9 protein-coding genes are annotated in these 13,057 nt (G+C 41.4%); 3 read left to right on the top strand and 6 right to left on the bottom strand.

Features of this window, described 5'->3' with window-relative positions; all coding sequences use genetic code 11:
- Positions 1-243: 243 nt before the first annotated feature.
- The 3 genes from ACT3CD_RS15375 to ACT3CD_RS15365 form a co-directional block, all read right to left on the bottom strand.
- Positions 244-1,566 (bottom strand): rhamnogalacturonidase, encoded by a 1,323-nt coding sequence (locus ACT3CD_RS15375; protein ID WP_444646541.1) that lies wholly within the window; start codon positions 1,564-1,566, stop codon positions 244-246.
- Positions 1,567-2,164: 598 nt separating this feature from the next.
- Positions 2,165-2,734 carry a pentapeptide repeat-containing protein gene (locus ACT3CD_RS15370; RefSeq protein ID WP_444646540.1) on the bottom strand — a complete coding sequence of 190 codons (570 nt, stop codon included), beginning with the start codon at positions 2,732-2,734 and terminating at the stop codon, positions 2,165-2,167.
- 45 nt (positions 2,735-2,779) lie between these two features.
- A complete protein-coding gene (locus ACT3CD_RS15365; RefSeq protein WP_444646539.1) occupies positions 2,780-3,673 on the bottom strand; it encodes a patatin-like phospholipase family protein in 894 nt (297 codons plus the stop codon).
- A 311-nt stretch (positions 3,674-3,984) separates the two neighbouring features.
- Between ACT3CD_RS15365 and ACT3CD_RS15360 the strand changes: the two genes are divergently transcribed.
- The 3 genes from ACT3CD_RS15360 (at position 3,985) to galB (ending at position 9,520) form a co-directional block, all read left to right on the top strand.
- Positions 3,985-4,155, top strand: a complete 171-nt coding sequence (locus ACT3CD_RS15360; RefSeq protein WP_444646538.1) for a hypothetical protein — start codon at positions 3,985-3,987, stop codon at positions 4,153-4,155.
- Positions 4,156-5,018: 863 nt separating this feature from the next.
- Positions 5,019-6,647, top strand: coding sequence for a glycoside hydrolase (locus ACT3CD_RS15355; protein WP_444646537.1), 1,629 nt, complete (start codon positions 5,019-5,021; stop codon positions 6,645-6,647).
- A 128-nt stretch (positions 6,648-6,775) separates the two neighbouring features.
- Complete coding sequence (gene galB / locus ACT3CD_RS15350) at positions 6,776-9,520, top strand: beta-galactosidase GalB (RefSeq protein WP_444646536.1); 2,745 nt, start codon at positions 6,776-6,778, stop codon at positions 9,518-9,520.
- A 35-nt stretch (positions 9,521-9,555) separates the two neighbouring features.
- Here galB and ACT3CD_RS15345 read toward each other — a convergent pair whose 3' ends face one another.
- The 3 genes from ACT3CD_RS15345 to ACT3CD_RS15335 form a co-directional block, all read right to left on the bottom strand.
- Complete coding sequence (locus ACT3CD_RS15345; protein ID WP_444646535.1) at positions 9,556-10,695, bottom strand: DUF1302 family protein; 1,140 nt, start codon at positions 10,693-10,695, stop codon at positions 9,556-9,558.
- Between the two features lie 55 nt (positions 10,696-10,750).
- The gene (locus ACT3CD_RS15340) at positions 10,751-11,446 is read right to left on the bottom strand and encodes an ABC transporter ATP-binding protein (RefSeq protein ID WP_444646534.1); all 696 of its coding nucleotides are present in this window, start codon (positions 11,444-11,446) and stop codon (positions 10,751-10,753) included.
- Positions 11,447-11,615: 169 nt separating this feature from the next.
- Positions 11,616-13,049, bottom strand: coding sequence for an ABC transporter permease (locus ACT3CD_RS15335; protein ID WP_444646533.1), 1,434 nt, complete (start codon positions 13,047-13,049; stop codon positions 11,616-11,618).
- Between the last annotated feature and the right edge of the window lie 8 nt (positions 13,050-13,057).

Below are 13,057 nucleotides of genomic sequence, written 5' to 3'. Positions count from 1 at the left end.
AAGTTCAAATTTAAGGCTTGCGAAGTCATAAAAATCAAGGCGTTTACTTTTCGTAAATGATTGTTTTTATGACAAGCGTAACGCAGAAGTTGACTTTATAGACAAACACTAATTAGTCTAAAAACAAACTATCGTTCCATTGCTACTCTGGTGATTGAATGCACCGTGGTCAGCATTAGAACGATAGTCAACGTTACTTTTAAATTAACTGGTCACCGACACTTAAATTGTCTGTGCCTGTGATTATTCGACCATTTGTTTATTGATTATTACATTTTTCAAAATAAGTCCGTCAACGAGTTTTTTATTGATGGACGAGTTTTTGGTTTCTATCTGAAGATTTTCGAAGGTGAAGTTAGAGAGCCTTATATTGGGATCTTCTTCGATATCGTAAAATGTATCACATTTGAGATTGAGATTTCTTAAGGTTATATGATTGGCATAGGATAAAGGTATCTCATTGTGACCTTTCAGGTCGAAGAATTGTCGCCAGGAAAAGACATCTATTCCAAGGTGGGTTTGTCCGGTGATATTCTCCACGGTGATATATTCATATTTCTGGGGCGTATCAGGTCTCATCTTAAGCCATAGTAGTCTTTTTGCATCGTTAACGGAGCAGTTTCTCATGATAATATTTCTGTTGTGAATGGCTTCGCTTCCGTTGGTAAGGGCAGAATGGCAAAAGCCAAATTCGCAATCTTCTATTAAAATGTTTGTGTTAGGTCCGTTGCATGTGTCCTTATCGGCCTGAGGTCCTTTCCCACCTTTAAGGGCTATGGCATCATCGTTAACAGATAAATAACAGCCTTTTATTAATACATTGGAGCATACATCGATGTCGATGGCATCGGTGCTGGGCGCTTTGATTGGAGCACTTGGCGAAAAGATATGTAAATCAAGCAACTTAATGTTGTTACATTGATAAAAATGATTGGTCCAGAAACCTGAATTTATTTCACGGATATCCTGGAATTGCACATTGTCGGAACTCCATACAAAAACAAGACGGGGGCGCGAAACCTCAAGGTTGGTACATTTGGGATTTTCGGCCCGTCGTTGCCAAAAAGCTTTCCAAAAATTTAGTCCATTGCCGTTGATGGTGCCATGGCCTGTGATAGTGAAGTTGTCGACATTATAGGCATTGATGAGTGCTGAATAATAGTCCAGATTCTGTCCTTCCATTCTTGAAGGTATAAGTGGATAATTGGCTATATTATCAGAGCCTTTTAATACCCCATTGGTGGTTATGTGCAGATGCGTGTTGGGCTTGAAATAGAGAGCGCCGCTCAGATAGGTCCCTTCGGGGATAATGATGACGCCACCGCCATTTTTAGCAGCACGGTCGATGACAGACTGTATTGCCTTCGTCTGAAGGATTGTGCTGTCGTTTACAACACCGAAGTCCGTGATGGTATACTGAGTTCCTAAATCTTTCAGCTGAATTTTTGTGGAGTTGGTAATCCAGGTGCTGAAGGGGGTGCCATCAGGAAAACTATTTTCTGTTTGTGAGAATACGAATTGATGAAATAACAGTATGCTCACTATTAAAGTAAATTGTTTTAACATAACTTGTTTATATTGGTTCGTTCGCAAATATAATGTTATGTTGTAGTTTCGTGGTATTGTTAGTACAAAAAATTAAGAAATTTCCAAGGTCGTTTGCGCCTGTTCGTAACGTAGTGTTTTACCTTTATCTCTTTATTATGGCTGTTTCTCAGTTATTTGTTTTACGTTATTCTTTTCTTTTTTTTTATTGAATAGTTTAACAATCACCCGACCTGTCATAATTTTTTTTCAAATACTAATTGTGTGAATTTGTATACTCAGGTTGTTCTTTGGGCCAGACATATTAACTTACCATTTGTTTGTTTCGGTAAATTAATAGATATCATCAGTGCCAGTTTGTAAATCAATATTGTAGCTGTGAAGTTCAGGTTGAAAGCGTAAGGCCGGAGTTGGATTTTTATTGTCTAAAATCCGGCAACTCGCTTCGCTCAAACAGCCCGGATTTCTTTACAACAATAAAATTGATTTTCTTAACGGAAATTTCTTGAGGCGGAAAGCAACCCCAATATCTCCTAAAATCTCTGGCTCGCACATTGGAGCTGGGTTCTAATCATTTTTCTAAATTTTTATCGGACACCAATGATTTGTAAATAAATTTTTATTGGTCGATAACAATATCATATTTGCCAAGTAATCCGGGTAAACCATTGATGGAAAAGCGCGCTTTTTTAATTTTATTAAGATCGGGATTGATGTAGAAATTGTAGGCGGTTGTGAAATCTGCTTTTTCGAGATTGGCATTTTCAATCATGGCTCCCATCAGGTCACAGTTGCTGAATAGGGCACTGGTTAAATTACTTTCAACAAAGTCAACTTCGTGTAATTGACAGTTATTAAATGTCGTTTTTTTGAGTTTCAGTTTAAAGAAGGAGGAGTGGTTAAGCTGACAATCGTGAAATGATAAGGAAAGACCAAATTGATTGCAACTATCGAAGTGAAGACCCAGCATTTTGCAATTTTTAAAGGTGACATCCTGAAAGGCCGTTCTGTCTATTTTTGTCAGGCTGAGATTACAATCCATAAACTGACAGTCGGAAAACAGACAGCCGGAAATATTGGCATTGGAAAAATCGCAATTCTGAAACGAACAGGTCTCATATTCTTTAGCTTCGCACGGTGTCGTTGCAAAATTTATGTTGTGAAAGGTCTTACTATCTATATATTCCATTATTTATTTTTGAGAATTAGTGAGGCGATCAGCACGGTGCTGTTTTTAAATTTTGGTTGCCAGCCATTTGTTTAGTTTGGGCAGCACTTCCTTCATTTGTATTAGCGAATCGTCATAGACTCTTTTAAGGTTGTCGGGGTTGTTCTCAAGACGCGAGACAACAAGGGTATTGGCGGGTCGGATAACAAATACTTTTCCTGCCTGTTCCAGCTGGTCTAATTCATCAAGCGTATGATTGTACGCTTGTGCGCGCGACACTATGCATTCTGCCAGTTTTGGATATTTACGATAATACTGTTTTATTATCCAACTGTTTTTCATCATTTTTTTTCGATATCCAAGGGGACGTGTCAATACCACCACGGCGCGCTGGTTTCCGTCTTTTAAGGCTTGTTGCACCGGAATGGAATCGCTTAAACCGCCATCCATATAGAGCTGACCGTTAATTTGTTTGGGTTGTGCAATAAATGGCAATGACGAGGTGGCTGTGAGCCAGTCACGGAATTCGTCAGGTTGGTTGGTTCGTAGTTCTTTGTATTCCGCTTTGCCGGTAATCGTGTTTGTGACGACAACTTTTAGATGGGAGGATGATTGATAAAAAGAGTTATAGTCGAATGGGATAATTTGCGTAGGAATTGTACGATACATAAACTCCCAATTGAAATAAGTGCCCCGTTTGATAAGGTTGCCCCAGCTGCAATATCGTTTATCATTTACATATTGGTTAACAGCTATGTTTCGTTCGTATTGATGCGATATGTATGATACGCTGTAAGCCGCACCGGCCGAAACGCCTATTAAATAAGCGAAATAGAGTTGTTGCTGCATCATTGCATCCAGCACGCCTGCGGTATATATACCTCTAAACCCGCCACCTTCAAGCACTAAGGCTACATCTTGAATGGGGGCGTTTGACGTTCTTTCTGTGGTTTGATTCATTTATATTTAACGATGGTGGTTTATTATAACTGTTTTTTTAGGTCTCAAAATTACGATTAAATATTATTTTCGATTGTTTTGGCATTAAAAATATAAAACTGGTGAGACTGGAATGCCGCCACCCATAAGTATTTTGTGTTGAGTTCCTGTTTCTTTTATTTATTAATATGCTGTTCGGGTGTTTGCTTAAGGTTGTAGATGGGGGTATAGACTGTTTGAAATCCAGTTTTTTATAACGTTAATTGCTTGAATAATATCCGGTAGTGTAACATTCTGCTAATTTTGCCGTTTTATTGCCAAACGTTGAAATCATGACGGCTAAAAAATATCTATTGCTTTTACTTGTTTTGTTTCTGTTTACGCTAGGCGCCTGTCGCAGCACCTCACGGGCGCCCAAACCCTGCAATTGTTCAAATTTGTGGTATAGCGCTCATAGTGTGCCGGCTGATGATTTGGCGTCGATTCAAAATGTTGAGGAGTAAAAGATTTTTTGTAAAAATTGGGTGTTGTTGAAGCTGTAAAGTGTATTGTTTAAGCCTTTATTTTTGTGGTTCTGTTTGTTGATACCTTATTTTTTAGTTTCACAATGCGTTGATCCTTACTTATAACGTCAGAATTTAAATCTACCGAAAGATTTATTTCTTGTGCCACATCAAAGTTTTTTTTAATATTTGATTGTCCGTCCACTGGTGCTATCTGTTAATTCCCTTATTTCATCCCCATGAATTAGTGCCTTCAAGAAAATCCCTTGTTTTTTGGTCTTTGATAATAAATTGTCAAAGACAAGGCTTTCTAATTTCTTGAAACCAAGGAGTGTACTAATTGTAAATGACTGTTTCAAAAACGAGAATAACGCAGTGTTTTACCTTTTTTGCAAAGACTAATTTGTGCCTGTCCATAAACTTAAGTGTTTGAGCTATAAAGTTCAAATTCAAGGCTTGCGAAGTCATAAAAATCAAGGAGTTTACTTTTCGTAAATGACTGTTTTGAGAGCAAGCGTAACGCAGAAGTTGACTTTATAGACAAAAACTAATTAGAGTCTGTCCATAAAGTCGGGAGTTTGAGCTATAAAGTTCAAATTCAAGGCTTGCGCAGCTCGAAAAATGTGAGTTTACTCCCGTAAATGACCATTTTGAGAGCAAGCGTAACGCAGAAGTTGGACTTTATAGACAGACTTTAATTAGAAATATCCTCTCTTTGAGCAAAAAATTCCTCTTTGTAAAGAGGTAATCTCCTTAGCTTTGTTCTAAACAAATGTAACGAACCATAAAAATTGTTTCCGACACAAGAGGATGATTATTTCCGGTGAGTTTCATCTGGCAATTATTAAATAATTCTTTACGAGATGAGAAAAAAGTTTTTTGCCTGTTTTTTCAGTTTAAATCTATTCATCGTTTTAATGGCGATGTCTTGTACCGACGATGCCAATGAGGTCGATCCGAATCCATCCCTTTCGATTGATGAAACGACTATTCCTGCTACCAGTTTGTCAAGTAAGGCCGGTGAATTTACCATTGGTGTTTCATGGGCTTTCACGATAGTGAGAGTATCCCTTGACGAGACTATTGAAGGGAGTCCTTTTATAAGCGAAGTATCGCCTTCGTATTTTGGTGATGAGGAGATGGAGGGGCGCACCACAGAGGTTCGCTTTGTGTATGAAAATAACGACACCTATTCAGTTAATAAGCAACGAATTGTGGTTCGTTCCCCTGATGGCAGTCTGGCCGACACATTTGTTGTGTCGCAATTGGCCAAAGAAGTGGAGCCTTTTGATATCACACTCGATGCATCCAAAATACATCAATCCATTACTGGTTTTGGAGGTGCAAATGCTATTTGGGGCACCGACTACCTCAATCAAAATGAAATGGAATTGGCTTTTGGCACTGGTGATAAAGGGCTCGGATTATCTATTTTCAGAGTGCGTTTGTCTTCTTCCAAAAGTGATTGGCCTGGTTTGGTGAACACTGTTACGATGGCCAATAGTTATGGCGCTAAGGTGTTGGCTAGTCCATGGTCGCCTCCGGCCGAATGGAAGAGTAACAATAGCGTGAATGGAGGTGGGTACCTTCTCGAAGATCATTACGCTGATTTTGCAACTTATATTAATGATTTTATTCAATATATGGCCGATGCAAATGCGACTGTTGATGTGGTTTCTGTACAAAATGAACCCGATTGGAAAGTCTCTTACGAAGGTTGTGAATACACTGTAAATCAGATGTTTAATTTTGTTAAAAATCAGGGTCACATGATTCAGGGGGCCAAATTAATGGTTGCTGAATCACTTAATTCCAATCAAGCCTACACAACAGCCATCCTAAATGATGCTGTGGTTGCTGATAATATTGATATTATTGGTGGACATCTGTATGGTTCAGGTAATGCGCCGTATCCTTTGGCGGCTGAAAAGCAAAAGGAAGTGTGGATGACCGAACATTTGTTGAATCTCGACAGTGGTAACAATCCTGAACTTTGGACCCAATATACTGATCCGGTTACTATCTGGAATGAAACGATGCAGATGGTTGATGAAATACATGCTGTTATGTGCAACAACTGGAATGCCTATATCTGGTGGTACATTCGACGGTATTATTCATTTTTGGGCGATGGTGAAAAAGGGACGACGAGGGGCGAAATACTTAAACGAGGCTTTGCCTACTCTCAGTTTTCAAAGTTTATACGGCCCGGTTATGTCCGTATTGATGCTGAGGTTGAAAATTCAACTGCAGGAGTCAAGGCGACGGCTTATACCGGTGACGGTAAAACTGTAGTGGTTATAATTAATGATGCCTACAGCATCGTTCCCCAGGCTAATCTGATTGGTTTGACTGGTATTTCGGCGGCGGTTGCTTATACCACATCTCTGGAAAAGGATCGGGAAGCGATAATACTTGATGCAGCCAACAATGGTGGTATTACTCTGGATCTGGATGCCAGAAGCGTGACTACTGTGGTGATTGAATTTTAATAATGGAAAAGAGATTGAATCTGCCTCAATTGAAGGGACTGAAATCTATTTGAGAGCAACGCCGTTCTATGGGGCCGGAGCGGTATCTTGCAAGCACTGGATAATATAACAAATAATCATTTGGTTTTATGATGTGTAAACTATTCAATTATTTAAAAGGAACTGTGTTGGTTGTTTTATCAATATGGTTGGTGGGGTGCACCAGCTTTCCTCAATCTGACGAAGTTGTGCGCGAACGTATTTCAATTAACCAGAACTGGCGATTTTTTAAATATGATAGTGCTCAATCGGCGGATGATCTTGTGTATGATGTCCGACCGGAAGTAAATGGTGCAAATACAATTAAAGAGGCCGATGCCCGTCCGACGTTGGCGCAAAAGATTGACACAAAAAAGAAGGTTTTAAAGCCCTGGATTCTTCCTTCGGCCAACCCGTTTATCAGTAATAGGGAAGAGTGGCATGAGCGTCCCGAAGGTAATCCCGGTGCTGATTTTCCGTTTGTTCAACCCGGCTTCGACGATAGTGCCTGGCAATCCGTGACACTTCCGCATGATTGGGCTGCACAAGGACCTTTTCAGAAAGGCAATAATCCGGAGGTGAGTGGTGGCATGGGACGATTGCCTGTCAATGGTGTGGCCTGGTATCGCAGACAATTGGATATCGCATTGGAAGATGCGGATCAGTGCTTTTTTCTGGATGTGGATGGCGCTATGTCGTATGCAATGGTCTGGCTGAATGGTAATTTGGTGGGTGGATGGCCTTATGGGTACAATTCATGGCGTCTTGACCTTACGCCTTATGTGGTGCCCGGAGGGGTGAACCAGCTCGCTATTCGTCTCGACAACCCAAATTATTCAGCACGTTGGTATCCCGGAGCCGGCCTTTATCGCAATGTTTGGCTTACTAAAACAAACAAAGTACATGTGGCGCAATATGGAACTTATATTACCACTCAAGAGGTGTCGGATACGTTGGCTACTGTGAATGTTATGGTTCAGGTTGACAATGATTCTGAATCAGAAAAGACCGTTGAAGTTATAACACGCATCTATGGTCTTAATGCAGAAGGCAAAATAGATGATGATATGGAAGTGACTGAAGTCCCTTTATTGAAGGCGACTGTGAGTGCCGGGCACAATATAAAGCTGGATGGGCGTGTTAAAATAGAAAATCCATGTTTGTGGGGACCGCCGCCTTCACAGCAACCTGATTTATATAAGGCGATGACGGTTGTATATGTAAATAAGGTGCCGGTTGACAATTATGAGACTCGTTTTGGCATTCGATCGTTAACCTTTAATCCCGATAGTGGTCTGTTTGTTAATGGCGAGCACATCATCATTAAAGGTGTTAATCAGCATCACGATTTGGGTGCAATAGGTGCTGCCTTTAATACCAGAGCTGCTGAGCGTCAATTACAAATTTTGAGAGAGATGGGGTGCAATGCCATACGCATGTCGCATAATCCGCCAGCGCCCGAATTACTGGAGTTGACAGATAAAATGGGTTTTCTGGTGATGGACGAAATATTTGATTCGTGGGAGCAGAAAAAAACACCTTATGATTTTCATCTTATTTTTCCTGAATGGTCTGAGCCCGACTTGCGCGCTTTTGTGCGGCGTGATCGTAATTGCCCGTCGGTTGTTATGTGGAGCTTTGGCAACGAAGTGGGTGAGCAATATACCGATTCGGAAGGGGCTGCTGTTGGACGCCGTTTGTACAAAATGTTAAAAGAAGAAGATAACACGCGGCCAGCAGTTACAGCTATGAATTTTGCCAAGCCTTATATGAAATTGCCGGAGGTGCCTGATATTATCGGACTCAACTATCAGGGGGAAGGCATCCGGCAGGATCCGATGTTCGAAGAAACCGATCGTATACGAACAAAGCCGCAGTATGATAATTTTCATCATCAGTTTCCTGACAAAATGATTCTTAGTACTGAAACAGCATCGGCTTTTAGCAGTCGTGGTATCTATTTGTTCCCGGTTTCGCATGGCATTAGTGCGCCGGTACGAGAGGGTAGTGGAGGTGACTCCAATATTTGTCAGGTGAGCTCTTATGAACTGTATGCTGTTGATTTCGGTGCTTCGGCGGATAAAGTTTTTGCATCTCTCGACAGTCATCCTTTCGTTGCGGGTGAGTTTGTCTGGACGGGTTGGGATTATCTGGGCGAGCCTACGCCTTACTATTCGGCCCGAAGTTCGTACACCGGTATCATCGATTTAGCGGGATTTAAAAAAGATCGTTTTTATTTGTATCAGTCGCGGTGGCGTCCCGATTATCCGATGATTCATATCCTGCCGCATTGGAACTGGCCCGAGCGTATTGGCAAAATCACCCCGGTACATGTATTTACATCAGGTGATGAGGTGGAACTTTTTCTAAATGGAAAGTCGTTGGGACGAAAGAAAAAAAAGACGCGTAAGTATCGCTTGAGATGGGACGACGTTATTTATCAGCCTGGTGAGTTAAAAGCTGTTGCCTATAAAAACGGTCAGATATGGGCCGAAGAGATGGTAAAAACTACTGGCGTTCCGGCTCAGTTGAAGCTTTTACCTGATCGTCAGATAATAAAGGCCAATGGAACGGACTTATCATTTATTACAGTTCAGGTGTCGGATGATGATGGCCGTATGGTGCCCCGGACCAATAATCTGATTGAATTTGGTATTGAGGGGCCTGGCATTATTGTGGCGACCGATAATGGCGATCCTACGGATATGATGGCTTTTTCGTCCCTGTCACGTCATGCCTTTAACGGGCTGGCTCTTGTCATTGTACGCTCGCAAAGCGGAAATCCGGGAGCCATTAAGGTGACAGCCAAATCGGTCGGGCTACCCGATGCCTCGGTTGTAATTAACGGTCAATAGTTTTATGAAATTTACAGTCTGCTTTGTATTATGGTTTAAAAATTCCATTTCAGTCGGGCAAATGCCATATTTAAGGCCAGCCGGTCTGATAGCGGCATTTTTACATTAAAATATTGGTAGATAATGGAAAAATAAAGGTTGTTGCTTAATGACAAATCAAATCCCGGCATTAGGAAAAAACCTTTCTGATCGGTGTAATACATACCTGCCATGTAGGCTGATATAATAGGTGTTATGACGTAATTGACATTGGCAAACAGGTTGAATTGGGAGATTGATAAGCTTTTTGAATTGGCCGGCGCCGCAATTAACTGATTTAAATTGCTTACCGTCTGTTTATCGTTGTACAAAAATTCGGCCTGGATGGTGAGACTGTTATTCACACTGATATCAGTTCCAATTGTGCCTAACCACACACCCGAAGTATCGGCAAATGATTTTTTAGGATGATAATAGGATATTTCGCCACGAAGTGAAAATTGGTTTATATTGCCTTCCCATCCGGTCCCCAAAATAAAATCTTCGCCGTTAACATAGCCGCCTAAAAATTGTATGTCGTAACCCCATTTGTTAAACTTGGTTAATGCAGCAATGGTGATGTTGTGGGTGCTGTCGACCTTGGTCACCAATTCAACCGACGAGGCAGTTCCTGTATAATACACCGCGCGAAGGGCATCCGAACCTGGTTTCTCGGCATAATCGAAATCGTAGTACGAGTACGCATTGAAAATGTCATTGGGATTCCAGACCAATGAGCGCCCCCAGTTGATTCGTTGACGGCCCAGGGTCAGTTCCAGATTCCCTTTATTATATTCGCCATACAGCCTGTCAATTTGTGTGTTTAGAAGGGTGTTGTTACCGTTGAACCAGTTCCAGTTCATATCAATCATCCCTTTGTCAGCACTGAAGAGGTTGGCATAGCCCGGCGTGTTTTTCATTGTTTGACCCCATAAAAATTGATTGCGAAATTGTAGTTTTAGGGTGAATTTGTCGGACGGATACCACGCCATATTTATGCGGTTATGCCACACATAGTCCCAGGTGGCATTTGATGATTCCCGGTAGAATTGTGAAGATCCCAATTGTGAGATATAACCATCGACCGCCAGTTGATTTTGGGCAATGATGTTTATGCCTGTAAATAGTAGGATGATTAATGAAATCGGTCGTTTCATCGAATTGATCGCTTTTGATGGTTGTTTTTTGAAATGCTTCTGTTTTGTGCCTGTTTTACGCCCGGTTATTTTTAAACACATCGCTTAATACTTTACCATCTTCAAGGGTTATAATGCGTCTTGCCTTTTTAACCACACGGGCATCGTGAGTGCTAAATATGAAGGTGATATTTTCCTCGCGATTCAGCTTTTCCATGATGTCGAGTAGTGTTTCTGTGGATTTGGAATCGAGGTTGGCTGTTGGTTCGTCGGCCAATACAAATTTTGGTTTGGAGGCCAGAGCTCTGGCCACTGCAACGCGTTGTTGCTGTCCGCCCGATAATTTGGCGGGTCGTGCGTTCATGCGTTCTCCTAGGCCGACTGCTTTTAGCAGTTCTGTGGTTCGGGCATCACATTCTTTAGCCGGTTTACCCTGTAAGCGCATCACAAATTCGGTATTTTCTTTGGCTGTTAAAACCGGAATCAGATTGTAGGCCTGAAACACAAAGCCTATGTTGTGCAGTCGGAAATCGGTTAAGGCAGCTCCTTTCAATGAACTCATCAAATGGCCGGCTATCTTTATTTCTCCCGACGTGGCTTCGTCCAAACCTCCAATCATGTTTAACAAGGTTGTTTTACCTGAACCGGACGGCCCGACTATGGCCGTAAATTCCCCTTCCTCAAAATTTATTGTCACATTGTTTACCGCCTGCACCTGAATTTCGGATTCATTGTAAATTTTATTCAGGTTACTTATTTCTATAACTTTCATCTGTTTATTATTTGATTTTTAAGGTCATATGGAACTCGCCGGGATTAATCATCCTCTTGTGTGTGAAGTAATTCGCATGGTTCGTTTCATTTGTCTATCATTTGCCATATGGAATTTAGTTACGTGTTTTTAGCATCGCTTAAAACTGAAATAGGAAAACAAAATTGTGTTATTCAATTCTTATCGCTTCAATGGGGTTCATTTTAAGCGCTTTGCGTGCCGGTATTATGGAGGCTAATATGCCAATGATGGTAACCATAATTGTTATTCCAAAAAAGAAGCTGGGCTCGATGGATGGATAGATTACAGCAGCCCAACCTACAGCTTCGAATCCCTCGGCCACCGACGAAAAGTTCAGGCCTGTGTGTCCGGTTATTTTTATGAGTAACGCCCCCAGCGACATACCGATAAATGTTCCGGTAAGCGTAAGAAATACCGTTTCGAGCATGATCATCTGAAAAACTTTTCTTTTTTTCATGCCAATGGCCATCAGCATTCCCAATTCTTTAATGCGTTCAAGGACTGTCATTAACATGGTGTTAATGATGCCAAATGCCAAAGCAAAAAAGATGATTCCCATAATTATGTAATAGTATACCTGTATGAAGTCTGCCATGATTCCGGCATCGGGCGCCAGTTCCTTCCATGTCATCACATTTTGATTGGGGAACGCTGTTGCAATGGCTTTTTTGGTTGGTTCCAGTAATTTATTGTCCTTAAGAAGGATGGATATTTCATGATATTGATTGGTAGCCAGACCAGCTACTGGTGCCAAATCACGCTGCCGGACAAATGCGCTGCTTTGATCGAACATGGTGTTGGATGTTTTAAATACGCCACAAATGCGATAGGTCTGATAAGTCAGTTGTCCTTGCGTGTTGGTAAAGCTAAAGGTGATACGCGACCGGGGATTGATATACATGGCTGTATTCATCAGTTTGGGCCCATATTTTTGAATCGTTGCTTTGCTCCACAATTGACTTACGGCCCGTTCGAATTTTTTTTCGGTAATGAAACGAATGTCTTTGATGCTGTCGAGTTGACTCACGATATTTTGTGGTATCTGTAGCCGGGTTAAGCTGTCTTCTACCTGCTGCGTCACGCGGTAATTTTTGATTCGTAATTGCCCGGCTGTTTTTAAGCTAATTAACACAGCAGGCAAACGTGTTTCAGCTTCAAAATAATTTCCCTGGTTGGGGAGTAGTTTGGTGAATAAATCGCTGACTGTTTTTTCTTTTTCGGGGTCGATTCCTTTTAGCACCACGCCGGCATTGCCGCGTGCTGTGGTAGCCATAGCCATCACTTTGCTGCGAAATACGTAGGCTTTAACGGCGTTGTTTTTCGACAGATAGTTGTCAAGCTTTTTGACATTGGGCAGGCTATAAATAATTTCTTCGTTAATAAGGTAGTTGGGGTTTTGCACTTTTAAATGGCCCAATTCGGTGTATACTGCGGCATTAATTTTTTGATCAACCCAGCCTTTCATCATACCGGCCACAAAAACTCCAGCCACCGTTCCCAGCGTTATTGCGCCAATCACGACTAAGCTGCGTGGTTTATTGCGCCATACGTTTTTCCAGGATATATTTGGTATTATGCTCATAATTGGTT

Origin of the sequence: Geofilum sp. OHC36d9, assembly GCF_052400685.1 — a bacterium.
Lineage (GTDB): Bacteria > Bacteroidota > Bacteroidia > Bacteroidales > Marinilabiliaceae > CAZHHH01.
Note: the sequence above shows the minus strand (reverse complement) of the source record. Positions and strands in the feature narration are given on the sequence as shown.

Excerpts from the sequence above, each read along its gene's own strand:
- ACT3CD_RS15375 (WP_444646541.1), bottom strand. The coding sequence starts at position 1,566 with ATGTTAAAACAATTTACTTTAATAGTGAGCATACTGTTATTTCATCAA.
- ACT3CD_RS15370 (WP_444646540.1), bottom strand. The coding sequence starts at position 2,734 with ATGGAATATATAGATAGTAAGACCTTTCACAACATAAATTTTGCAACG.
- ACT3CD_RS15365 (WP_444646539.1), bottom strand. The coding sequence starts at position 3,673 with ATGAATCAAACCACAGAAAGAACGTCAAACGCCCCCATTCAAGATGTA.
- ACT3CD_RS15360 (WP_444646538.1), top strand. The coding sequence starts at position 3,985 with ATGACGGCTAAAAAATATCTATTGCTTTTACTTGTTTTGTTTCTGTTT.
- ACT3CD_RS15355 (WP_444646537.1), top strand. The coding sequence starts at position 5,019 with ATGAGAAAAAAGTTTTTTGCCTGTTTTTTCAGTTTAAATCTATTCATC.
- galB (WP_444646536.1), top strand. The coding sequence starts at position 6,776 with ATGATGTGTAAACTATTCAATTATTTAAAAGGAACTGTGTTGGTTGTT.
- ACT3CD_RS15345 (WP_444646535.1), bottom strand. The coding sequence starts at position 10,695 with ATGAAACGACCGATTTCATTAATCATCCTACTATTTACAGGCATAAAC.
- ACT3CD_RS15340 (WP_444646534.1), bottom strand. The coding sequence starts at position 11,446 with ATGAAAGTTATAGAAATAAGTAACCTGAATAAAATTTACAATGAATCC.
- ACT3CD_RS15335 (WP_444646533.1), bottom strand. The coding sequence starts at position 13,049 with ATGAGCATAATACCAAATATATCCTGGAAAAACGTATGGCGCAATAAA.